A 22,832-nucleotide genomic window follows, 5' to 3' on the forward strand; every position below is an offset into this window, starting at 1 on the left:
CCCTGTTCTCTTCGTGCTGTAAACGCAAAATGGCCACCCAACGATGGGTGGCCATTTCGACTAAAAGGAGTCCGGCGGTGTCCTACTCTCCCACAGGGTCCCCCCTGCAGTACCATCGGCGCTGTGAGGCTTAGCTTCCGGGTTCGGAATGTGACCGGGCGTTTCCCTCACGCTATGGCCGCCGAAACACTATTGATGTTTCAATCAAACCTAAAGCAATGATGAATCATTGTTGAAGGTAGTTCTCGACCGTACATCGAGAACCACTCAGTGGACGCAAGCACCAACAAACGGTGTGTTATCAAGTCATCGGCTTATTAGTACCAGTCAGCTGCACACGTTACCGTGCTTCCACATCTGGCCTATCAACCCAGTAGTCTGGCTGGGAGCCTCTCACCCGAAGGTATGGAAGTCTCATCTTGAGGCCGGCTTCCCGCTTAGATGCTTTCAGCGGTTATCCATCCCGAACGTAGCTAATCAGCGGTGCTCCTGGCGGAACAACTGACACACCAGAGGTTCGTCCAACCCGGTCCTCTCGTACTAGGGTCAGATCCTCTCAAACTTCCTACGCGCGCAGCGGATAGGGACCGAACTGTCTCACGACGTTCTAAACCCAGCTCGCGTACCGCTTTAATGGGCGAACAGCCCAACCCTTGGGACCTACTCCAGCCCCAGGATGCGACGAGCCGACATCGAGGTGCCAAACCATGCCGTCGATATGGACTCTTGGGCAAGATCAGCCTGTTATCCCCGAGGTACCTTTTATCCGTTGAGCGACAGCGCTTCCACAAGCCACTGCCGGATCACTAGTCCCGACTTTCGTCCCTGCTCGACCTGTCAGTCTCACAGTCAAGCTCCCTTGTGCACTTACACTCGCCACCTGATTGCCAACCAGGTTGAGGGAACCTTTGGGCGCCTCCGTTACTTTTTGGGAGGCAACCGCCCCAGTTAAACTACCCACCAGGCACTGTCCCTGAACCGGATTACGGTTCGAAGTTAGATATCCAGAGTGACCAGAGTGGTATTTCAACAATGACTCCACGGTAACTGGCGTCACCGCTTCAAAGTCTCCCACCTATCCTACACAAGCCACACCGAACACCAATACCAAGCTGTAGTAAAGGTCACGGGGTCTTTCCGTCCTGCTGCGCGTAACGAGCATCTTTACTCGTAATGCAATTTCGCCGAGTTCGCGGTTGAGACAGTTGGGAAGTCGTTACGCCATTCGTGCAGGTCGGAACTTACCCGACAAGGAATTTCGCTACCTTAGGATGGTTATAGTTACCACCGCCGTTTACTGGGGCTTAAATTCTCAGCTTCGCCTTGCGGCTAACCGGTCCTCTTAACCTTCCAGCACCGGGCAGGCGTCAGTCCGTATACATCGTCTTGCGACTTGGCACGGACCTGTGTTTTTAGTAAACAGTCGCTACCCACTAGTCTCTGCGGCCTCCAAACGCTTTCGGAGCAAGTCCTAATACGTCGAAGGCCCCCCTTCTCCCGAAGTTACGGGGGCATTTTGCCGAGTTCCTTAACCACGATTCTCTCGATCTCCTTGGTATTCTCTACCTGACCACCTGAGTCGGTTTGGGGTACGGGCGGCTAGAACCTCGCGTCGATGCTTTTCTCGGCAGCATAGGATCATCCACTTTTTATCCGCATCGTGTCTCAGCCTGTATGAGTCGCGGATTTGCCTACGACTCGGCCTACGCACTTGCACCAGGACAACCATCGCCTGGCTTGGACTACCTTCCTGCGTCACACCTGTTAATACGCTAACCGCACCAGCATGGGGTCACGTGCTCCCCTCCACGGTGTCACCCGAAGGCGACGATGTGAAGGCTCGGACGTTTAGCACCACTGGATTAGCTTGGGCGGTTCTTCGCCGGTACGGGAATATCAACCCGTTGTCCATCGACTACGCCTGTCGGCCTCGCCTTAGGTCCCGACTTACCCAGGGAAGATTAGCTTGACCCTGGAACCCTTGGTCTTTCGGAGGACGTGTTTCTCACACGTCATTCGCTACTCATGCCTGCATTCTCACTCGTGTAGCCTCCACGGCTGGTTTCCACCGCCGCTTCGCTGGCCACACGACGCTCTCCTACCCATCAACACGGCTGGACCACGAAGGCCTACCAATAATGTCAATGCCACAACTTCGGTGGCGTGCTTGAGCCCCGTTACATTGTCGGCGCGGAATCACTTGACCAGTGAGCTATTACGCACTCTTTCAAGGGTGGCTGCTTCTAAGCCAACCTCCTGGTTGTCAGAGCAACTCCACATCCTTTCCCACTTAGCACGCGCTTTGGGACCTTAGTTGGTGGTCTGGGTTGTTTCCCTCTCGACTATGAAGCTTATCCCCCACAGTCTCACTGCTGCGCTCTCACTTACCGGCATTCGGAGTTTGGCTGACGTCAGTAACCTTGTAGGGCCCATCGGCCATCCAGTAGCTCTACCTCCGGCAAGAAACACGCAACGCTGCACCTAAATGCATTTCGGAGAGAACCAGCTATCACGAAGTTTGATTGGCCTTTCACCCCTATCCACAGCTCATCCCCTCAGTTTTCAACCTAAGTGGGTTCGGTCCTCCACGACGTCTTACCGTCGCTTCAACCTGGCCATGGATAGATCACTTCGCTTCGGGTCTAGGACATGCGACTGAATCGCCCTATTCAGACTCGCTTTCGCTACGGCTACCCCACACGGGTTAACCTCGCCACATATCGCTAACTCGCAGGCTCATTCTTCAAAAGGCACGCTGTCACACCTACCAGGGGTGCTCCAACGGTTTGTAAGCAAACGGTTTCAGGTACTATTTCACTCCCCTCCCGGGGTACTTTTCACCTTTCCCTCACGGTACTTGTCCGCTATCGGTCATCTGGGAGTATTTAGGCTTATCAGGTGGTCCTGACAGATTCACACGGGATTTCACGGGCCCCGTGCTACTTGGGATACTCTCCACGCCAGAACACGCATTTCGACTACGGGGTTGGCACCCTCTATGACCGGCCTTTCAAGACCGTTCGTCTATACGCTTCTGTAACGTCGCCAGCTCGGCAGAACTGACTGGTGAGTCCCACAACCCCGAATATGCAACTCCTGCCGGATATCACACACACTCGGTTTAGCCTGATCCGGTTTCGCTCGCCACTACTAACGGAATCGCGGTTGCTTTCTCTTCCTGTGGGTACTGAGATGTTTCACTTCCCCACGTTCCCTCTACCCGCCCTATATATTCAGGCGGGAGTCACTAGGTCGGCACGCCGCCCAGCGGGGTTTCCCCATTCGGACACCCTCGGATCAAAACTTGCTTATCAGTTCCCCGAGGCTTATCGCAGATTGCTACGTCCTTCTTCGGCTCCAGATGCCAAGGCATCCACCGTTTGCTCTTAAAGACTTGAAATCACATGAGTTTGAATCAAAAACCCGACCAGTCCGAAGACTGAATCAGAAATTGACTAATGATCTTTAAGATCATCTTGCGCAACTGATCAAAGACCAGTTGCAAGATGCTCGCGTCCACTGTGTAGTTCTCAAAGTACGGGCGGAACCCCCATCCACCTGCCCCCACAGGGACAAACAGAAAGAGGTCCAGAGGTTCAGACCAGATCCCGAAAGATCCGCATCCGGTCCCTCAGGACCCAACAGCGTGCAGGCACCGGTCCCCTCACCCAGAACGTTCCAACCACCGAAGCGGCGTACTAGTCCCGAGATCAGATCTCGATGCCATGTCAAATGTTCCACCCATGAGCTCCCAGCGAAGAACGTGTGCCTTCGAACCGGGTTCTGGACGCCGAAGCGTCAGATGCTCCTTAGAAAGGAGGTGATCCAGCCGCACCTTCCGGTACGGCTACCTTGTTACGACTTAGTCCTAATTACCGATCCCACCTTCGACAGCTCCCTCCACAAGGGTTAGGCCACCGGCTTCAGGTGTTACCGACTTTCATGACTTGACGGGCGGTGTGTACAAGACCCGGGAACGTATTCACCGCAGCGTTGCTGATCTGCGATTACTAGCGACTCCGACTTCATGAGGTCGAGTTGCAGACCTCAATCCGAACTGGGACCGGCTTTTTGGGATTCGCTCCACCTCACGGTATTGCAGCCCTTTGTACCGGCCATTGTAGCATGCGTGAAGCCCAAGACATAAGGGGCATGATGATTTGACGTCATCCCCACCTTCCTCCGAGTTGACCCCGGCAGTATCCCATGAGTTCCCACCATTACGTGCTGGCAACATAGAACGAGGGTTGCGCTCGTTGCGGGACTTAACCCAACATCTCACGACACGAGCTGACGACAACCATGCACCACCTGTTTACGAGTGTCCAAAGAGTTGACCATTTCTGGCCCGTTCTCGTATATGTCAAGCCTTGGTAAGGTTCTTCGCGTTGCATCGAATTAATCCGCATGCTCCGCCGCTTGTGCGGGTCCCCGTCAATTCCTTTGAGTTTTAGCCTTGCGGCCGTACTCCCCAGGCGGGGAACTTAATGCGTTAGCTGCGTCACGGAATCCGTGGAATGGACCCCACAACTAGTTCCCAACGTTTACGGGGTGGACTACCAGGGTATCTAAGCCTGTTTGCTCCCCACCCTTTCGCTCCTCAGCGTCAGTTACGGCCCAGAGATCTGCCTTCGCCATCGGTGTTCCTCCTGATATCTGCGCATTCCACCGCTACACCAGGAATTCCAATCTCCCCTACCGCACTCTAGTCTGCCCGTACCCACTGCAGGCCCGAGGTTGAGCCTCGGGATTTCACAGCAGACGCGACAAACCGCCTACGAGCTCTTTACGCCCAATAATTCCGGATAACGCTTGCGCCCTACGTATTACCGCGGCTGCTGGCACGTAGTTAGCCGGCGCTTTTTCTGCAGGTACCGTCACTTTCGCTTCTTCCCTGCTAAAAGAGGTTTACAACCCGAAGGCCGTCATCCCTCACGCGGCGTTGCTGCATCAGGCTTTCGCCCATTGTGCAATATTCCCCACTGCTGCCTCCCGTAGGAGTCTGGGCCGTGTCTCAGTCCCAGTGTGGCCGGTCACCCTCTCAGGCCGGCTACCCGTCGACGCCTTGGTGAGCCATTACCTCACCAACAAGCTGATAGGCCGCGAGCCCATCCCCAACCGAAAAATCTTTCCAAACGCAGACCATGCGGTCACGTCACATATCCAGTATTAGACGCCGTTTCCAGCGCTTATCCCAGAGTCAGGGGCAGGTTGCTCACGTGTTACTCACCCGTTCGCCACTGATCCCACAGAGCAAGCTCCGTGTTCACCGTTCGACTTGCATGTGTTAAGCACGCCGCCAGCGTTCATCCTGAGCCAGGATCAAACTCTCCGTAAAAAGAAATTGCATACGAACCGGGGAAAAACCGGAACGCAGCGAGTTTGATGCTGACCAAAGAGACGAATTCATTGCTGACTTCATCCGTTGCCAACCCCACAAGGAGGTTGGTCTTTGATCCAAAGGAATTCTCACCCAGCCGAAGCTAGACGAGGATAATTTGGCATTTGACAAGTGCACGCTGTTGAGTTCTCAAGGATCGGATGCTCCCACGACTCAGCCATCACGACCAGGCCCGCAGGGCAACTTCTCTATCTTAGCCATCCCGACCCGCTTGTCAAATCGGCGCGCCGCGCGGATCTTGGATCCGCTGCGCAGCCGGTGACAGCCGCAGAAGGGGTGGATCTCCCATCCTAGGCGCAAGCGCCGGATCTCTCAAGTGAGAGTGGATCGGGAGTGGTTCTCCGCTTGAGGGGGGTGAAGCTCTGGGCTTCTCCGCTTCCCTGTGGGGCGAACAAGTAATAAGTTACGTGGATTCCGGGGGTCTGGCAAATCGGGCGCACCACCCCGGGCGTGTCGCGTCTGCTGCTCGAGCGGATTCGCCCGGGTCAGCCGTCGTTTCCGACCGCATCGGTGGGGAGTAGCATCGCGCCCATGCCCCCGCACGCTTCTCCTCACGCTGCCGACCTGCTGGGCCGTGTCCAGCGGGAGCTGGGCGCAGACTCCCTGCCTGCGCATCTGCTCGCCGCGGTCAGCGCCCTGGATGCCGTGCCGCTCCCGTCCCGCACCGCGACCGCGGAGCTCGCTCTCGCCAGCGTGGCGTCGGTCGTGCTCGCCGCAGGACTCGACCCGGCGGCCATCGATCCCCGTCGAGTCGCCGTCGCCTATCGGAGCGATCGGTATCTGCTGGTCGACGGTGCTCCGCCGCCGGTGTGGGCGCCCCTCTCCGGATTCTGGGAGAGCGCAGACGGCTGGATCCGAACGCACGGCAACTACCCGCACCATGCGCGCGCGCTTCGCCGCGCGCTCGGCCTGACCGACGCGGCGGGTCCGAAGGCGGTCGCCCGCAGGGTGGCGGCTCTGTCGAGCGACGCGGCCGTCGACCGGATCTCCGAAGCCGGTGGTCTCGCCGTCGCCGTGCGCCGTGAGGACCCGGACGTCGATCATGCCCTGCGGAGCACTCCCCTCCTCGACGTAGCATCCATCGACGCGGCGGACGGACGGCGGAGTGAGCGACGGAGCCCGTCCCCCGGCCCCTCGGCGCACCTGCCCCTCGCCGGCCTCCGTGTCCTGGACCTCACGCGAGTGATCGCGGGGCCGGTGTGCACACGGACGCTCGCTCTCCTCGGCGCCGATGTGCTGCGTCTCGACCCACCGCACCTCCCCGAGCTCCCGTGGCAGCACCTCGACACCGGCCATGGCAAGCGCACGGCTCGTCTCGACGCCCGATCCTCCGAGCTGCACGGCCTCCTGCAGTCGGCGGATGCGGTCGTGCTCGGATATCGGCCCGCCTCGCTGGACCGGCTCGGCCTCTCCCCCGACGCTCTGGTCGAGCAGCACCCGGGTCTCCTCGTCGCGCAACTGAGCGCCTGGGGCACTGATCACCCCGAGCGCGCCGGTTTCGACAGCCTCGTCCAGGCGGAGAGCGGCATCGCGATGATCGAGGGCGAGGACGGACGGCCGGGCGCCCTCCCCGCCCAGGCGCTGGATCACAGCACCGGGTATCTCCTCGCCGCCGCACTCACCCGGCTGCTCCGTTCGCGCGACGGGCGCTCGCGCATCGTGCGCACCTCGCTGCGCCGCGTCGCCGCCGAACTGCTGGGGATGCCGCGCACGACCGACGTCGTGCGCGCGCCGGAGATCGATGCCTCGGCGCATCTCTCGCGATTCGACGTGGACGGGACGCCGGTCGTGACGGCGGCACCGGCGCTCCCTGGGCTGACCTTCGCCGCCCCGCATGCCTGGGGTTCGGACGCACCGCGCTGGTGAGGGGGACTCCCTGGTGCGGGAGGCCTCCGGGAAGCGGGATCAGACGGTGTGGCGCGGCCGTCGCACGGCGAGGACCACGCAGAGGACCAGGGTGAGCAGGCCCCACACCGCACAGGCGGGCGGCAGCACCCGATACGCGAGATGCTGCACGGTGAAGTCGGCGGAGAGCGGACCGAACGCCAGCAGTCCACCGACCCACGCGACCACGAGGATCACCGGAAGCGAGAGCCACCACGCGACCCGCACGAACGGCGGAAGTACCCGCGGCGCATCCTCTCGCGGGGTCGCACGCCGCAGCCACAGCGCGGCCCAGATCGCGAGACCGAGCAGACCGAGGACGCTCGAGGCGTACTGCAGCCACTTGTAGCCGTCGAACGGACCCCAGGAGTTCGCGAGCGCGGGCACCAGATCGACACCCCACCGCGACTCGTGCGTGAACGCATCCCAGAGGATGTGCGAGAGCACCCCCAGCATCGCCGAGAGCACGAGCAGGAACGGATACAGCGGTCGCGCGGCACGGTACCGCGAGCGGTCGTCACGGCTCAGGGCTTCCACCGCCGCCCGGAGTCCGCTCGCGCCCCACCCGGCGGGCAACCGCACGGTCACCCATCCCGGAAGCAGTTCGAGGGTCGCCGGGCGCAGCAGGACTCGCCACAGCAGGAACAGCACCAGCGCGAGCAACGACGTCCACACGACGTTGACGGGATCGTGCAGGAACCCGTAGTTGAGCCCGACGTTCCGCAGGAACAGCGAGATGTCCGGCGTCATCGCTCCGATCGCGATCGCCGCGGGGATGAGCGGCGTGCGCACGAACGGCAGCGCGACGATCGCGTGACTCGGGGTGAACGGCATACGCGGCCGGGGTCAGCCGAGGAAGACGCCGGCGAGCGTCTTCTTCCCGCGACGGAGCACCGAGACGCCGCCGGGAAGTGTGCCCTGCACGATCGCGGTGTCGTCCTCCACCCGCTCGCCGTCGAGGGAGACGCCACCCTGTGCGATGGCGCGACGCGCCTCCGACAGACTCGACACCAGCCCGGTCGCGACGAGCGCGTCGACGACCGGGGTACCGGCGGCGACCGTCGCGTGCGGGAGCTCGTCCAAGGCCGTGCGCAGGGTCGCCGCGTCGAGAGTGGTCAGGTCGCCCTGACCGAACAGCGCCTCGGACGCCGCGATCACGGCCGCCGTCGCCTCCACGCCGTGCACCGTCGCGACGACCTCGAGCGCGAGGCGCTTCTGGGCGGCGCGGCGGAACGGCTCCGTGGCGACGAGCTCGGCGTACTCCTCGATCTCGGCCCTGGTCAGGAACGTGAACACCTTGAGGCGTTCGATCACATCGGCATCGGCCGTGCTGAGCCAGAACTGGTAGAACGCGTAGGGGCTCGTGAGGTCCGCGTCGATCCAGATCGCGTTGCCCTCGCTCTTGCCGAACTTCGTGCCGTCGCTGTTGGTGATCAGCGGCGTGCCGATCGCGTGGACGGACACCCCTTCGACCCGGTGGATGAGGTCGGTGCCGCTGGTGAGGTTGCCCCACTGATCGGACCCGCCCGTCTGCAGGACACAGTCGTATTGGCGGTAGAGCTCGAGGAAGTCCAGGCCTTGGAGGATCTGGTAGCTGAACTCGGTGTAGCTGATCCCGGCGTCGGAGTTCAGGCGCGCAGCCACCGCGTCCTTCTTCAGCATCGTGCCGACGCGGTAGTGCTTGCCGATCTCCCGCAGGAAGTCGATCGCGGAGAGCGGCGCCGTCCAGTCGAGGTTGTTCACCATGCGGGCGGCGTTGTCGCCCTCGAAGCTGAGGTACCGCTCGACCTGTCCGCGCAGGCGATCGACCCATTCCGCCACCGTCTCCCGGGTGTTGAGCGTGCGCTCCGCGGTGGGTCGCGGGTCGCCGATCAGGCCGGTGGAGCCGCCGACGAGGCCGAGCGGCTTGTGCCCGGCGAGCTGAAGACGGCGGAGCAGGAGCAGCTGGACGAGGTGGCCGAGGTGCAGGCTGGGCGCCGTCGGGTCGAAGCCGCAGTAATACGTGACGGGGGCTCCCGCGAGCAGGGCGCGCAGCGCCTCCTGGTCGGTGGACACGTGGACGAGGCCACGCCATACGATCTCGTCCCACACGTTCTCGAACGTGGGGTCGATCGCCTGCGGCGCGGTCGTCAGAGCGGGAGTTGACACGCGCTCCAGGCTAGCAGCGCGCGACCGTCCCGCTGCGTCGCCGGCGGGGGTGTCAGCTGTGCGCCGCCCACCAGACGAGGAACGCGGCGCCGAGGCCGATGACCCAGCTCACGAGGCTGCCGACGAGGAAGTACTCGGCACGCGCGCCGGTCTCCCCGTCGCGGGAGATCTCCGGGAAGCGCACGATGCCCTTGGCGGCGAGCATGGCCGCGAGCACCGGGTACGCCGCGGCGAGCGTGAGGATCATCACGAGCACACGCTCCAGCGGGCCGATGAGTCGTCCGCCCTTGAAACCGTGGCGGGGATCGGCCGGGATGACAGCGGACACCGCGGGGGTCTCGCCGACGTGCGCCGCGGCGGAGACGGGGGCCGACGACGCGTCGGACGGAGGCACCGGAACCGAGACCTCGGCCGGGCGCCAGGTGTGCTCGCCGTCGAGAGCAGCGCGGACGACGAGGTTGGCGGATTCGAGCAGGAAGACCCCGGCCCCGAGCGCGAGCACGACGAGGTCGAACGGGACCTCGCCGAAGGGTGAGCGGAGAGTCCACATCTCGCCGATGAGGCCCGCGGTGTCCCGGGCTCCGCCCCAGACCACGGTGCCGATGCTGAGCGCGGCCAGCGCGACCGCGGGCCAGAACCCGGCGCGCGTGGACCCCGCGTCCGGCATGCTCCAGATCCACAGCGCTCCGGCGCCGAGCCCCAGGAGCGCGGGCAGCAGCGCGTCTCCGCCGATGCCGAGGAGGAGGATCACGGCCGCGGCGACGACGTACCCGACCCACCGTCGCGGCACGAACTGCCGGACGAGGTCGGTCGCGCCGACGGCGAGGAGGACGAAGCCCGCGAGGATCATGCGGACTCCCCCCGGAGCGCGGCCACTCCTTCGATGAGAGCGGCGGCTCCCGCACTCCGCAGCGACTTGGACACGCTGGGCTGCGAGATGCCCTCCTGCGCGGCGAGCTCCTGCTGGGACCGGCCGACCAGACGCCCGTATGTGAGGTGACGCTCGCGCTCGCTCATCGCCCCCACGAGCTCGTCGCGCGCGAGGACGTAGGCGTTGGACGCGGCGATCACGTTCTCCATGACCTCATCCTGACCCGGGGCGCCGACAATCCAGGTGCGCGTCCTCGGCACGGCGCGCTGCTCGCGGGCATGCACGATCTCGATCGCGGCGCGCGCGGCATACCAGCCGGGGCCGTCGGCCAGGTCGCGATGCACCGAGGCGACGGATCGGACCTCGCCGACGCCGATCCCGAAGCGGAAGGCGAGCCCCTCCGGAAGCCGGAGCTGGATCATGAGAAGGGACAGGAGCGCGTCGGGCAGTGCACGGTAGACGCCTTGCTGCTCGTCCCCTACCGTGGGCGTGAGCGGCTGGACCGCCAGCGGGCGGTCCCGCTCGACCTGAGCGATGGTCTCGTCCAGCGCGCGCTGTGCGGCGCTCCGGTCTCCGAGTTCTCGGGAACCCACGATGTCGGCGATCACGGCGATGACCATGCCATAACCGTAACACGAATATTCAGAGTTTATGCCTTATAGGGCTATAGATGGGAAATATGCCTGATTCACGCATCATCGAATGGAGCGATGGCACCTGGACGCACTCCCCCGCGCTGACCCGGATCGACGGGCATCTCGACGCCACCGCGATCGAGGGCAGCGACGCCTGGCGTCACACCGCCTACGGATTCGTCCATGACTCAGAACACGCGCTGCTCGCCCCGCTCGCCGTCGGGGAGGCGATCGAGGTCGCCTTCACAGCCCCCTGGGAGGGCCAGTTCGATCAAGCGGGTCTCTTCGTGCGTGCTGACGACGAGCACTGGATCAAAGCGGGAGTCGAGTTCGCGGACGGCCACCTCGGTCTCGGCGCCGTCGTGACCGCCGGGCGGTCGGACTGGTCGGTCGGCTACGTCGACGACTGGCGCGAGAGCGAGATCACAGTCCGGGTCAGTCGTTGGGAGGACGCGATGATCGTTCGCGCCCGCGCGGACGACGGACCGTGGCGATTGGTGAGGGTGGCCCCCTTCGCCGGCGACGCGGCCGTCTCCGCCGGACCGTTCCTCGCCGCCCCGACCCGGGCGGGTCTGACCGTCCGGTTCACCCGGTGGGAGCGGTCGGCCGCCGACGGCGACCTGCACTGAGGCGCGGCCGCCGCCGGACCGGCTACAGGCCGAGCGCGTGCGCGGCGGCCTGCGCGCGCGCGACGAGCTCCGCGCGCTGCTCGGCCACCCGCTCCGGAGCGGTGCCGCCGACGCCCGTGCGCGACGCGACGGAGCCCTCGATCGTGAGCACCTCCCGGACCTCGGGGACGAGGTGCGGAGACACCGACAGCAGCAGCTCATCGGAGGCGTCCTCCAGCCCGATCCCCTGCTCCTCGCAGGCACGGACGAGCGCGCCGGAGATCTCATGGGCATCGCGGAACGGCACGCGCCGCTTCACCAGCCACTCGGCGACATCCGTCGCCAGGGAGAACCCCTGGGGAGCGAGCTCGGCCATCCGCTCCGTGTGGAAACGCAGCGTCGCGATCATCCCGGCGAACGCCGGCAGCACGACCTCGAGCGTCTGCACCGAGTCGAACACCGGCTCCTTGTCCTCCTGCAGATCGCGGTTGTACGCGAGGGGCAGGCCCTTGAGCGTTGCCAGGAGACCGGACAAGTTGCCGATGAGACGCCCGGACTTGCCGCGCGCGAGCTCGGCGATGTCCGGGTTCTTCTTCTGCGGCATGATGCTGGATCCCGTGGAGTAGCCGTCGTCGAGGGTGACGAAGCCGAACTCCCGCGTGTTCCAGAGGATGATCTCCTCGGACAGGCGGGAGAGGTCGACCCCCGTCATCGCCGCGATGAACGCGAACTCCGCCACGACGTCCCGCGCGGCGGTGCCGTCGAGGGAGTTCTCCGCGGGGCGGTCGAGACCCAGTTCGGTCGCGACGAGCGCGGGATCCAGGCCCAGGGTCGACCCCGCGAGCGCTCCCCCGCCGTACGGCGAGACACCGGCGCGACGACGCCAGTCGACGAGGCGTTCGAGCTCGCGCACCAGCGGCCAGGCGTGGGCCTGGAGGTGATGGGCGAGCAGCACCGGCTGTGCGTGCTGCAGGTGCGTGCGGCCGGGCAGGATCGCGTCGGGATGCGCCTCCGCCTGCGCCACGAGCGCATCGATCACGCGCAGCAGGTCGCGCGCGATCACCCGGGCGTGGTCGATCAGGTACATCCGCACGAGCGTGGCGATCTGGTCGTTCCGGCTGCGGCCGGCGCGGAGGCGTCCGCCCAGCTCCGGACCCAGCTCGGCGATCAGCGCCTGCTCGAGCGCGCCGTGCACGTCCTCGTCGGTGGGCAGCGGCTGCAGGGAGCCGTCGGCGACCTTGCGCGCGACGGCGTCGAGGCCCTCGTGCATCCGGGCGGCCTCATCCGGCTCCAGGTACCCCGCGGCGGCCAGCGCCGTGGCATGGGCGTGGGAACCCGCGATGTCGTACGGCGCCAGGATCCAGTCGAAGTGTGTCGACCGGCTCAGCTCGACGAGCTCCGGCGACGGACCGGTGGCGAACCGCGCGCCCCAGAGCGCGCCCTCGTTGGTGCCTTCGTGCGAGCCGGCCATCACGCGTCCTTCTTCCCGAGGAGCCAGACCAGCAGGGCCTTCTGGGCGTGCAGGCGGTTCTCCGCCTCGTCCCAGACCACGCTCTGCGGACCGTCGATGACCGCGGAGTCCACCTCGTAGCCGCGGTCGGCGGGGAGGCAGTGGATGAAGATCGCGTCGTCGTGCGCGAGCTCCATCGTCTCCGGTGTGACCTTGTAGCCGCCGAGGTCGCGGATCCGCGCGAGCTTCTCCTCCTCCTTGCCCATCGACACCCAGGTGTCGGTGACGACGACGTCGGCACCGGCGGCCGCCTCGACCGGGTCGGTGAAGAGCGTGATCGATCCGCCGGTCTCCCCGGCGCGGCGGTCGGCCGCTTCGATCACGTCGGCGCGCGGCGCGTAGTCCTCCGGCGAGGCGATGCGCACGTGCATGCCGGCCGTGACGCCCGCGAGCGCGTAGGAGTGCGCCATGTTGCTCTGGCCGTCGCCGAAGAACGTCAGCGTGAGGCCCTTGAGGTCGCCCTTGTGCTCACGGATCGTGAGCAGGTCGGCGAGGAGCTGGCAGGGGTGGAAGTCGTCGGACAGCGCATTGATCACGGGGACCCGGGTGCCGGCGGCCATCTCCTCCAGGCCCGACTGCGCGTAGGTCCGCCACACGATCGCGGCGACCTGGCGCTCGAGCACGCGGGCCGTGTCGGACGGCGTCTCCTTCCCGCCGAGCTGGCTGCTCGCCGTGGAGATGATGAGCGGCGTGCCGCCGAGGTCGGCGATACCGACGGCGAACGAGACGCGCGTCCGGGTGGACGACTTGTCGAAGATCACGGCGACGGTCTGCGGGCCGGCGAGGCTCTTGTCGGCCCAGCGATCCTTCTTGAGCTCGAGCGCGAGATCGAGGATCTCCGCCTGCTCGGCGGGCGTCAGATCGTCGTCGCGCAGCAGGTGGCGGGTCATGCGGGGACCTTTCCGGTGGCGGAGGTGTGGACGTCGGAGAGAGCGGCGGCGAACAGCTCGCGGAACTCCGCCAGCTCCGTGTCGCCGATGGTGAGAGCCGGCGCGACGCGCACGGTCTCGGGGTTGGCGGCGTTGACGATGAGACCGCGGTCCTGCGCGGCGGCGACCACCGCACCCGCCACGGGCTGCGTGAGCGCGACGCCCACGAGGAGTCCACGGCCGCGGACGCCGCCGACCAGCGGGGAGTCGATGCCGAGGATGATGTCCCGCAGCTCGGCGCCACGGCGCGCGGCGTTGTCGACGAGGTCGGCGCGCTCGATCTCGGCCAGCACCGCGTCCGCCACGGCCGTCGCGAGCGGGTTGCCGCCGAACGTAGAGCCGTGCGAACCGGGTGTGAACAGGGCGCTCGCGGGCCCGTAGGTGACGAGGGCGCCGATCGGGAATCCGCCGCCGATGCCCTTCGCGAGCGTGATGGCGTCGGGCGTGATGCCCTCGTGGCTGAATCCGAACCAGGCGCCGGTCCGGCCCGCGCCCGTCTGGATCTCGTCGACGATGAGCAGGGCGCCGTGCGCGAGGGTCAGCGAGCGTGCCGCGGCGAGGTAGCCCTCGGGCAGCTCGACGACGCCGGCTTCACCCTGGATCGGCTCCACGATGACGGCGGCGACCCGGTCGTCCATCGCGGCCTCCAGCGCTTCGATCGTGGACGGGATGTGCTCCACGCCTCCGGGCATCGGAGCGAACGGCGCGCGCATCGACTCCTTGGCCGTGAGCGCGAGCGAGCCCATCGTCCGGCCGTGGAAGCCGTTCTCCAGTGCGAGGATGCGCGGGCGCTCCGCGCCGCCGTGCAGCCGGGCGAGCTTGAACGCGGCCTCGTTGGCCTCGGCTCCGGAGTTCGAGAAGAACACGCGACCGTCGATCCCCGCGCCGGCGAGGCGCTTGAGCCGGGCGGCGAGCGCGAGCTGCGGCGGAGTCGCGAAGTAGTTGGAGACGTGCGCGAGGGTGGCGGCCTGCCGGGACACCGCCTCGACGAACACCGGGTGCGCGTGCCCGAGGGAGGTCACCGCGATGCCGGCGAGGAAGTCGAGATAGCGTCGGTCTTCGGCGTCCCACAGGTACGAGCCCTCACCGCGGGTCAGCAGCGCGAGGCGCTCCCCCGCGTTGAGCACGAGATCACGTGCCGCGTCGTCCTGCCAGACGGTCATGCCGTCGCCCCTTTCTCTCCCAGGACCACTTCGGTCCCGATTCCCTTGCTGGTGAACAGTTCGACGAGCACCGAGTGCGGCACCCGTCCGTCGATGATCGCCGCCGCGTCGACGCCGCCCTCGACCGCATCGAGGCATGCGCGCATCTTCGGGATCATCCCCGACTCGAGGCGCGGAAGCATCTCGACGAGCGCGTCCGACGTCAGGTGCGACACGAGCGAGTCCCGGTTGGGCCAGTCGGCGTACAGCCCCGGCACGTCGGTGAGGATGACGAGCTTGCGCGCGCCGAGGGCCACGGCGAGCGCGGCGGCCGCGGCATCCGCGTTGACGTTGAGCGACTGCCCCGGGTGGTCGAGGTCGGGCGCGATGCTCGACACGACCGGGATCCGCCCTGCGGCGAGATGGTCGAGCACCGGCGTCGGGTCGACCTGGACCACGTCGCCCACGCGGCCGAGGTCCACCTCCTCGCCGTCGATCATCACACCGCGACGGCGGCCGCCGAAGAGCCCGGCATCCTCGCCGCTGAGCCCGGTGGCGATGGGGCCGTGCGAGTTGATCTTCGAGACGAGCTGCGGGTTCACCTGGCCGGTGAGGACCATCCGCACGACGCCGATGGCCTCGGTGTTGGTGACGCGGTACCCGCCCTTGAACTCGCTGGGGATCTCCAGCCGCTGCAGCATGTCGGAGATCTGCGGCCCGCCGCCGTGCACGACCACGGGCTGCACACCGACGTAGCGGAGGTACGCGATGTCCTGGGCGAAGGCCTCCTGCAGCTCGTCCGAGACCATGGCGTTCCCGCCGTACTTGACGACGACGATCTGGTCGCGGAACTTCTTCAGCCACGGCAGCGACTCGATGAGGGTGGTCGCCTTCTGCGCCGCGATGTCCGGCGTGGTGTCCTGGATGTCGGTCATGAGGCGTAGGCGCTGTTCTCGTGCACGTAGTCGTGGGTGAGGTCGTTCGTCAGCACCGTGGCGGTGGCCTCTCCGACCTTGAGGTCGATCATCAGGTGCGTGGCCCGCGGGGTCAGGTCGACCTCCTCGCGGGGGCGGTCCGGCCCGCCGGCGGTGCAGACGCGGACGCCGTTCATCCACACGTCGACGTCGTAGGGGTCGAACTGCGCGGCCGTCGTGCCGATCGCCGCGAGGACGCGGCCCCAGTTCGGGTCGTTGCCGAAGATGGCGGCCTTGAACAGGTTGTTGCGGGCGACCGAGCGGCCGACCTCGACGGCGTCCTGCTCGGAGACGGCGTGCTGCACCTCGATCGTGATGTCGTGGCTCGCGCCCTCCGCGTCGCCCTGCAGCTTGACCGCGAGCTCCTGGCAGAGCGCGGTGAGCGCCTCGGCGAAGTCGTCGAGGTCGGGGACGACCTCGGAGGCGCCGTTGGCGAGCAGCGTCACCTGGTCGTTGGTCGACATGCAGCCGTCGGAGTCGAGGCGGTCGAACGTGCGTCCCGTCGCCCGACGCAGCGCCTCGTCGGCCTGGAGCGGTTCGAGCACGGCGTCGGTGGTGAGCACCACGAGCATCGTCGCCAGACCAGGGGCGAGCATGCCCGCGCCCTTCGCCATGCCGCCGATCGTCCAGCCGTCGCGGGTCACCACAGCGGTCTTCGCGACGGTGTCCGTGGTCATGATGGCGTGCGCGGCGCTCTCCCCTCCGTCCGCGGTCAGCTCGGTGATCGCCTGCGCGGTGCCCGCGAGGACCTTCTCGCGGAAGACCGCATCCCCCGTCCCGATGAGTCCCGTGGAGCAGACGAGCACGTCACCCGCACTGATGCCGAGCAGCTCGGCCGCCTTCTCCGCGGTCTGATGCGTGGTCTGGAACCCGAAGCTGCCGGTGAAGCAGTTCGCACCGCCGGAGTTGAGGACGACGGCCTCGACCACGCGGTCCGCGACGGCCTGCTGCGACCAGATGATGGGGTTGGCCTTGGCGCGGTTGCTCGTGAAGACGGCGGCGCCGACCTTGCGGGGGCCGCGGTTGACCACGACGGCGACATCGGGCTTGCCGGTGGACTTGAGTCCGGCGGCGACCCCGGCCGCCTCGAATCCTGCGGGGGCGGTGACGCTCACGGGGCGACTCCGTTCACTGAGAGGGCGCGGGTCTCGGGAAGCCCCAGCGCGATGTTCATGGACTGGACGGCAGCTCCGGCGGTGCCCTTGACGAGGTTGTCGACGGCGGTGACCACGGTCACGCGGTTCGCGGCGCGGTCGATCGCGAGGCCGAGGAGGGCCGTGTTCGCTCCGAGCACGTCGGCGGTGCGCGGGAAGGTCCCCTCCGGCAGCAGCTGGACGAAGGTCTCGTCGCCGTAGGCGCTCTCCCACGCCTGACGGATCTCGGCGTCGCTCACACCCTCGACGATCGGCGCCGTGGACGTGGCGAGGATGCCGCGCGACATCGGCACGAGCACCGGAGTGAACGAGATCCGGATGTCCTGGGTCCCTGCTCCCTGGGTCCCTGCTCCCTGGGTCCCTGCTCCCTGGGTCCGTGCTCCCTGGGTCCCTGAGCCTGTCGAAGGGCTGGCGGCAGCGAGCGCCTGTCGGATCTCCGGGATGTGGCGGTGCGTGCCGCCGACGGCATAGGGGTTCGCGGAGCCGAGGATCTCGCTGGCGAGGAGGTTCGTCTTCAGGCTCTTGCCCGCCCCGGACGGGCCGACGGCCAGGACGGAGACGATGTCGCCCGGGTCGATCACGCCGGCCGCGACACCGGGGGCGAGGCTCAGGCTCACCGTGGAGGCGTTGCACCCAGGCGCGGCGACCCGGGTCGCGCTGCGGAGCGCGTCCCGTTGCTTGCCCCCTCCGACGAGGAGCTCGGGCACGCCGTAGGTCCACGGCTCGTGGAACGCCCCGCCGTAGAACGCGTCCCACTCCGCGGACGACGTGAGCCGGTGGTCGGCTCCCGCGTCGATCACCAGCGGGGTGTCGCCGAGGGCGTCCGTGTACTGCCCGGACTGGCCGTGCGGAAGGGCCAGGAACACGATGTCGTGTCCGGCGAGGACTTCCGGCGTGGTGTCCTGCAGCGTGAGGTGGGCGAGCGAGCGGAGGTGCGGCTGATGGGCGACGAGAGGCTGTCCGGCGTTCGAGTGCGCCGTGACGGTGCGGATCTCGACGTCGGGGTGAGCGGCCAGGAGGCGCAGGATCTCGCCGCCTGCGTAGCCGGAGGCGCCGGAGACGGCGACGGAATACGTCATGCTTCTACCTTAACGGTCGGGTCCTCGACGATCTCGGGACCGGGGGCGGGGCCGGAGGCGGCGACACCGGCACTCGACCGCCGCGCGGACGCAGGCAGAAGGGCGGGGTCGCCTAGAATCGGCGGCCGCGACGTCGGCGCACGGCGATGACGCTCGGGACGAGCGTCGAAGGAGCGGTGGCGACCGAAGGCATGCGGCGACGATAGCGCGGGCGCGTTCGGCACCGCAAATCCGGGGCGTCACACGACGGCGGGAGCAGACGGCGCGGCGAAGAAGGCGCGTTCGTGCGCGCTCGACGTGAGGAAAGCGCGCCGCATCCGCTCCCGGCCGGTGTCGTCGGCCCTCGCAGCCGCGGCGGCGACATGCGCGACGGCCTGCCGGGTGGCCGCCGCGAAAGCCGGATCCGCATAGGTCGCCAGCCACGATGCGTAGGGATGCCGGGGGTCACGGGGCGCCGCGCCGAACGCTCCGGCATGGAGCCGCTCGCCCAGGTCGGTGTAGAGCCAGAAGCACGGCAGCACGGCCGCGATCACCGTGGCGTAGTCCCCACCGAAGGCGACGGCGCGCAGGTGGTCGAGGTAGGCGACCGTGGCCGGGGCGGGTTCGGTGGCGAAGGTCGCGGCGCTCACCCCGGTCTCCGGGGTCAGCCATGCCGCGTGCAGCTCCAGCTCGCCGCGGATCGCGCCGTGCGCGGCCTCCGCCCAGAACGCCTGCTCGTCGGGGGTCGGAGCGAGACGCGACGCCTCCGCGAGCACCCGCGCGTACTCGCGGAGGTAGAGGGCATCCTGCGCGAGGTAGAAGACGAAGGCGTCGCGGTCGAGAGTCCCCTCGGCGAGCGCGCGCACGAAGGGCAGCGCGTCGATGTCGCGGCGGATCGCGGCGGTCTCATGCCACCAGGCCGCGGCGACCTCCTCCGGTGTCGGCCGGGTCTCGGCCCCGCCGCGGGCCCAGAGTCCCGCCAGATGATGGATCGGGCCGTGTCCTCGCCCGACGTCCAGGTCGTCCGCCGCCCGGAGGGACTCCCGCAACCAGGCGCGCGCGGCGCGGACCGCCGTCGCCGGATCGTCGCCCCTCGCCAGTCGTGTGGCCAGAGCCGCGGACAGCGAGCAGCCGGTGCCGTGGGTGTTCTCCGTCCGGATGCGCGGCCCGGGGAACTCCGCGTGCGTACCGGCTGCCGTGTCGATCAGGGCGTCCGGCGCCTCGTCCCCGGGCAGATGCCCGCCCTTCACCAGCACCGCGGTCCCCGTATCGGCCGACAGCTCTCGCGCCGCGGCGAGCGCGTCCGCCCAGTCCGCCACCTCGCGACCGACGAGCACCGCCAGCTCCGCGAGGTTCGGGGTGACCACGGTCGCCAGGGACAGCAGATCCCGGAGCTCCAGCTCCGCGTCGGGCTGGAGCAGCCGGTCCCCCGAGGTGGCGATCATGACCGGGTCGAGCACGACGATCGGGGGCTGCGTCGCCCGGAGCCACGCGGCGACCGTCCGGATCACCTCGACGTCCGCGAGCATGCCGATCTTCACGGCGTCGATGCGGATGTCGTCGCCGACGGCGTCGAGCTGCGCCCGCAGGAAGTCCGCGGGCGGAACGTGCACGGCGCGGACGCCCTGCGTGTTCTGGGCGGTCAGGGCCGTGAGGGCGGCCATGCCGTAGCCCCCGTGCGCGGCGATCGCCTTGAGGTCGGCCTGGATGCCCGCGCCGCCGGACGGATCGCTGCCGGCGATGCTGAGCACGTGCGGCACCGCCCGCCCGAGCCACCGCCGACGGAAGGCCGCGGCGGCGGCCCGGGGATCCTCTGCCGCGCACAGCGCCGAGACCACCGCGATCCCGGCCGCACCGGCCGCGCGCAGCGCCGCCGTGTCGTCGAGGTCCACCCCGCCGATGGCGACGCACGGCAGCGCACTGCGCGCGGCGAACGCGGCGAAGCCGTCGATGCCGAGCGGGTCCGGATGGTCGGGCTTCGTGCGCGTGGGCCGGACCACGCCGACGCCGAGGTAGTCGACCGTCCCCGGCGGAAGCGCGTTCACGGCATCGAGATGGGCAGCGGTGTTCGCCGTGAGCCCGATCAGCGCCTCCGGGCCGAGAAGTTCGCGCGCGCGGAGCACCGAGGCATCCGCCTGGCCGAGGTGCACCCCGTCCACCCTGGCACCGCGGCGACGGGCCTCGACGGCGGCGTCGAGGCGATCGTTCACGACGAGCAGCGCGCGACCGTCGATGGCCACGGACAGGGCGAGGAGCTGGTCGACCGTCTCCTCGTCCGTCGCCTCCTTGTCGCGGAGCTGCACGATGCGGACCCCACCCGCCACGGCCTCGCGGACGGTCTCGACCACCCCACGAGCACCGCACAGCGACCGATCGGTGACGAGGTAGAGGGACAGGTCGACGGTCATCGGGCCTCCTCCTCAACGCGGGCGCGGGCCTGGAGATCCGCCGGGGTCACGGCGGACAGGGCGTCGAGCAGTCCGACGGCGAAGCTGCCCGGTCCGCGGGAGGTCTCCGCCGCCTGCTCGGCCGCGACCGTGTAGACGAGGGTCGCCGCGGCCACCGCCGTCCGCGCGTCGGTCTCGGTACCGCGGGCCGCCCCGAGGAAGGCCGCCATCACCGCGCCCAACGCGCAGCCGCCGCCGGTCACCCGCGTGAGCAGCTCGTGCCCATTCGCGATGCGGATCACGCGCTCCCCGTCGGTGAGGAGATCGACCGGGCCGGAGACGGCGACCACGGAACCGTGCCGGACGGCGAGCTCCCGCGCCGCCGCGGCCGCCGCCTCGGTCCCGTCCGTCGCGTCGACACCGCGGCCTCCGCTGCTGTGTCCGGCCAGCGCGAGGATCTCCGACGCGTTGCCGCGGATGGCGGTCGGGCGCAGCGCGACCAGCTCGTGGGCCAGCGCCGTCCGCACCGGGAGGGTGCCGATCGCGACGGGATCGAGCACCCACGGCGTGCCGGCGGCGCGCGCTCCGGCCACGGCCTCCCTGCTCGCCTCCCGCTGCTCCGGGGTCGGCGTCCCGAGATTGACGAGGAGCCCCGAGGCGGCAGCGGCGAACGGCTCGGCCTCGCCGACGATGTCGACCATGGCCGGCGCCGCCCCGAGCGCCAGCAGCACGTTGGCGGTGAAGCCCGTCACGACGGCGTTCGTGACGCAGTGCGTCAACGGCGGCGCAGCCCGGACCTCCTCCCGCAGCCTTCCCGCCGTGGCGGCGAGGTCGAGGACGGATTGCGGACGCACAGGATCGCTCATTGCGACATCCCTTCGCTAGTACGAACTAGATCAGGTTCGACGGGTGTGATCTCAGCCGCGGATGCGGCACCCCGTGTCACTGCCTCGCAGTCTAGCGAGCGAACGCATCGAGCAGCGCCCGCTCCTCCGTCCGCGTGAGTCCGGCGCGGCGCTCCCTGTCCACTCCCCGATCGCGCTCGTCCGCCACGACGCTTTCCGCCGTCTCGTCGAGGGGGCGGAGGGTGCCTCCGCTGCGGCGATACCGCGCGTTCGAGCGGGTCATGAATCCGCTCATCTCGGGTGGCAGCCACAGCGGCAGCGAGCGCAGCCCCGCCCAGTACGCGACACCCTCCGCGACGAGACGGTCCTCCGTGCCGACGACGAGCGGCCCGGTGTGTCCGGTGGCCGCGCGCACGGTCCGCAGCACGTCGTCCAGCTCGCGCACGTCGCCGATCGCGTTCACGGTACCGGTGACGGTGGCGGACACGACGAAGGCGGCGACATCCTCGACGTCGATGACCTGCGCCGTGCGCCCGTCGAGGGGCGGGAGCAGCACCGGCTCGTCCAGCGCCCGGAGGAACGCCGCCGCCCAGTAGCCGAAGCGATCGCTGGGGTCGCCGGCGCCGACGATGAGGCCGGGACGGACGAGGAGCGCGCGGTCGCCGAGGCTCGCCTGCACGGCGTCCTCCGCCGCGACCTTCTGCCGCGCGTAGTCGTCATCTTCACCGGCCTGCGCGGCCGGGTGCCGCGGGGCCGACTCGTCCGTCCCGACCGTCTCGTCGTCGCGGTAGACCGACATCGACGAGATGTACGTCCACCGGGCGGCCCGGTCGCCGAGCGCACGGACCGCCCCGGAGACATGAGCGGCGCGGGAGGAGACGTCGACGACGTGATCCCAATCGGTGCGCGAGACGACGTCGTAGGCGGCCTCCTCATCCCGGTCCGCCAGCACGAGGGTCGCTCCCGGCGGCGCCGGGCGTCCGCCGCGGGCGAGGCAGGTCACGGACGCTCCCGCTCCCAACGCGTGCGCGGCGATGCGCCCCGACAGCCATCCGGTTCCCCCGAGGATCAGCACATCCGTCATGTGCCCATGTCATCAGGATCGACGACTCGGGGGAAGGGCCTCCGCTCAGAGCGGAGCAGGACAGGCCCTCACGCGATCACAGGCCCTCACGCGATCACAGGCCCTCACGCGATCACAGGCCCTCACGCGAGCGCAGCCGACCACGCGAACCCAGGCCATCACGCGAGTACAGGCCACCGGCACTGCTGTCGCCTGATGCCGC

The 22,832-nt window shown here is 67.8% G+C and carries 15 protein-coding genes, 3 rRNA genes and 1 riboswitch; of the genes, 2 read left to right on the top strand and 16 right to left on the bottom strand.

The window, feature by feature from the left end:
* Window positions 1-69: 69 nt before the first annotated feature.
* From rrf to KZC57_RS04330, 3 genes are all read right to left on the bottom strand, one after another.
* Window positions 70-186: ribosomal RNA gene (gene rrf / locus KZC57_RS04320) — 5S ribosomal RNA — on the bottom strand.
* A 111-nt stretch (window positions 187-297) separates the two neighbouring features.
* A 23S ribosomal RNA gene (locus KZC57_RS04325) occupies window positions 298-3,400 on the bottom strand.
* Between the two features lie 413 nt (window positions 3,401-3,813).
* A 16S ribosomal RNA gene (locus KZC57_RS04330) occupies window positions 3,814-5,338 on the bottom strand.
* Together the 16S, 23S and 5S rRNA genes form the textbook arrangement of a ribosomal RNA operon.
* Window positions 5,339-5,932: 594 nt before the next feature.
* Between KZC57_RS04330 and KZC57_RS04335 the strand changes: the two genes are divergently transcribed.
* Window positions 5,933-7,267, top strand: a complete 1,335-nt coding sequence (locus tag KZC57_RS04335; RefSeq protein WP_247641118.1) for a CoA transferase — start codon at window positions 5,933-5,935, stop codon at window positions 7,265-7,267.
* Window positions 7,268-7,306: 39 nt separating this feature from the next.
* On the opposite strand, the gene KZC57_RS04340 is transcribed toward KZC57_RS04335, so the two are convergent.
* Genes KZC57_RS04340 through KZC57_RS04355 form a run of 4 tightly spaced genes read right to left on the bottom strand, consistent with a single transcriptional unit; the run spans window position 7,307 to window position 10,924 of the window.
* Window positions 7,307-8,119, bottom strand: a complete 813-nt coding sequence (locus KZC57_RS04340; RefSeq protein WP_247641119.1) for a DUF4184 family protein — start codon at window positions 8,117-8,119, stop codon at window positions 7,307-7,309.
* A 12-nt stretch (window positions 8,120-8,131) separates the two neighbouring features.
* Window positions 8,132-9,433, bottom strand: coding sequence for a tyrosine--tRNA ligase (tyrS, locus tag KZC57_RS04345; RefSeq protein WP_105950136.1), 1,302 nt, complete (start codon window positions 9,431-9,433; stop codon window positions 8,132-8,134).
* Between the two features lie 52 nt (window positions 9,434-9,485).
* Window positions 9,486-10,283: a hypothetical protein gene (locus KZC57_RS04350; RefSeq protein WP_247641120.1), complete on the bottom strand. Its 798-nt coding sequence runs from the start codon at window positions 10,281-10,283 to the stop codon at window positions 9,486-9,488.
* Window positions 10,280-10,924, bottom strand: coding sequence for a SatD family protein (locus KZC57_RS04355; protein ID WP_060923434.1), 645 nt, complete (start codon window positions 10,922-10,924; stop codon window positions 10,280-10,282). Before KZC57_RS04355 ends, KZC57_RS04350 begins: the two co-directional genes overlap by 4 nt.
* Before the next feature lie 59 nt (window positions 10,925-10,983).
* Between KZC57_RS04355 and KZC57_RS04360 the strand changes: the two genes are divergently transcribed.
* A complete protein-coding gene (locus tag KZC57_RS04360) occupies window positions 10,984-11,568 on the top strand; it encodes a DUF1349 domain-containing protein (protein WP_247641121.1) in 585 nt (194 codons plus the stop codon).
* A gap of 22 nt (window positions 11,569-11,590) precedes the next feature.
* Here KZC57_RS04360 and argH read toward each other — a convergent pair whose 3' ends face one another.
* The 9 genes from argH to KZC57_RS04405 form a co-directional block, all read right to left on the bottom strand.
* Entirely contained in the window at window positions 11,591-13,018 is a 1,428-nt protein-coding gene (gene argH / locus KZC57_RS04365; protein WP_083370882.1) for an argininosuccinate lyase, read from the bottom strand.
* A complete protein-coding gene (gene argF, locus KZC57_RS04370) occupies window positions 13,018-13,947 on the bottom strand; it encodes an ornithine carbamoyltransferase (RefSeq protein ID WP_025105260.1) in 930 nt (309 codons plus the stop codon). Before argF ends, argH begins: the two co-directional genes overlap by 1 nt.
* Entirely contained in the window at window positions 13,944-15,149 is a 1,206-nt protein-coding gene (locus tag KZC57_RS04375) for an acetylornithine transaminase (protein WP_247641122.1), read from the bottom strand. The genes argF and KZC57_RS04375 overlap by 4 nt, the downstream gene beginning before the upstream one ends.
* Window positions 15,146-16,063 carry an acetylglutamate kinase gene (argB, locus tag KZC57_RS04380; RefSeq protein ID WP_025105262.1) on the bottom strand — a complete coding sequence of 306 codons (918 nt, stop codon included), beginning with the start codon at window positions 16,061-16,063 and terminating at the stop codon, window positions 15,146-15,148. Before argB ends, KZC57_RS04375 begins: the two co-directional genes overlap by 4 nt.
* The gene (gene argJ, locus KZC57_RS04385; protein ID WP_105950140.1) at window positions 16,060-17,217 is read right to left on the bottom strand and encodes a bifunctional glutamate N-acetyltransferase/amino-acid acetyltransferase ArgJ; all 1,158 of its coding nucleotides are present in this window, start codon (window positions 17,215-17,217) and stop codon (window positions 16,060-16,062) included. Before argJ ends, argB begins: the two co-directional genes overlap by 4 nt.
* On the bottom strand, window positions 17,214-18,335 hold the full coding sequence (locus KZC57_RS04390; protein ID WP_247641123.1) for an N-acetyl-gamma-glutamyl-phosphate reductase: 1,122 nt from the start codon (window positions 18,333-18,335) through the stop codon (window positions 17,214-17,216). The genes argJ and KZC57_RS04390 overlap by 4 nt, the downstream gene beginning before the upstream one ends.
* Before the next feature lie 239 nt (window positions 18,336-18,574).
* Window positions 18,575-20,722, bottom strand: a complete 2,148-nt coding sequence (locus KZC57_RS04395) for a bifunctional hydroxymethylpyrimidine kinase/phosphomethylpyrimidine kinase (RefSeq protein ID WP_247641124.1) — start codon at window positions 20,720-20,722, stop codon at window positions 18,575-18,577.
* Window positions 20,719-21,567: a hydroxyethylthiazole kinase gene (gene thiM, locus KZC57_RS04400; protein WP_247641125.1), complete on the bottom strand. Its 849-nt coding sequence runs from the start codon at window positions 21,565-21,567 to the stop codon at window positions 20,719-20,721. Before thiM ends, KZC57_RS04395 begins: the two co-directional genes overlap by 4 nt.
* Window positions 21,558-21,651, bottom strand: a riboswitch (TPP riboswitch). It overlaps the preceding gene by 10 nt.
* Before the next feature lie 7 nt (window positions 21,652-21,658).
* The gene (locus KZC57_RS04405; protein ID WP_247641126.1) at window positions 21,659-22,630 is read right to left on the bottom strand and encodes an NAD-dependent epimerase/dehydratase family protein; all 972 of its coding nucleotides are present in this window, start codon (window positions 22,628-22,630) and stop codon (window positions 21,659-21,661) included.
* Between the last annotated feature and the right edge of the window lie 202 nt (window positions 22,631-22,832).

This window comes from Microbacterium sp. KSW4-4 (assembly GCF_023091185.1).
Classification (GTDB): Bacteria; Actinomycetota; Actinomycetes; order Actinomycetales; family Microbacteriaceae; genus Microbacterium; species Microbacterium paraoxydans.

Excerpts from the sequence above, each read along its gene's own strand:
- KZC57_RS04340 (WP_247641119.1), bottom strand. The coding sequence starts at position 8,119 with ATGCCGTTCACCCCGAGTCACGCGATCGTCGCGCTGCCGTTCGTGCGC.
- thiM (WP_247641125.1), bottom strand. The coding sequence starts at position 21,567 with ATGAGCGATCCTGTGCGTCCGCAATCCGTCCTCGACCTCGCCGCCACG.
- KZC57_RS04355 (WP_060923434.1), bottom strand. The coding sequence starts at position 10,924 with ATGGTCATCGCCGTGATCGCCGACATCGTGGGTTCCCGAGAACTCGGA.
- argH (WP_083370882.1), bottom strand. The coding sequence starts at position 13,018 with ATGGCCGGCTCGCACGAAGGCACCAACGAGGGCGCGCTCTGGGGCGCG.
- KZC57_RS04390 (WP_247641123.1), bottom strand. The coding sequence starts at position 18,335 with ATGACGTATTCCGTCGCCGTCTCCGGCGCCTCCGGCTACGCAGGCGGC.
- KZC57_RS04395 (WP_247641124.1), bottom strand. The coding sequence starts at position 20,722 with ATGACCGTCGACCTGTCCCTCTACCTCGTCACCGATCGGTCGCTGTGC.
- argF (WP_025105260.1), bottom strand. The coding sequence starts at position 13,947 with ATGACCCGCCACCTGCTGCGCGACGACGATCTGACGCCCGCCGAGCAG.
- KZC57_RS04350 (WP_247641120.1), bottom strand. The coding sequence starts at position 10,283 with ATGATCCTCGCGGGCTTCGTCCTCCTCGCCGTCGGCGCGACCGACCTC.
- KZC57_RS04375 (WP_247641122.1), bottom strand. The coding sequence starts at position 15,149 with ATGACCGTCTGGCAGGACGACGCGGCACGTGATCTCGTGCTCAACGCG.
- KZC57_RS04335 (WP_247641118.1), top strand. The coding sequence starts at position 5,933 with ATGCCCCCGCACGCTTCTCCTCACGCTGCCGACCTGCTGGGCCGTGTC.
- argB (WP_025105262.1), bottom strand. The coding sequence starts at position 16,063 with ATGACCGACATCCAGGACACCACGCCGGACATCGCGGCGCAGAAGGCG.
- KZC57_RS04405 (WP_247641126.1), bottom strand. The coding sequence starts at position 22,630 with ATGACGGATGTGCTGATCCTCGGGGGAACCGGATGGCTGTCGGGGCGC.
- KZC57_RS04360 (WP_247641121.1), top strand. The coding sequence starts at position 10,984 with ATGCCTGATTCACGCATCATCGAATGGAGCGATGGCACCTGGACGCAC.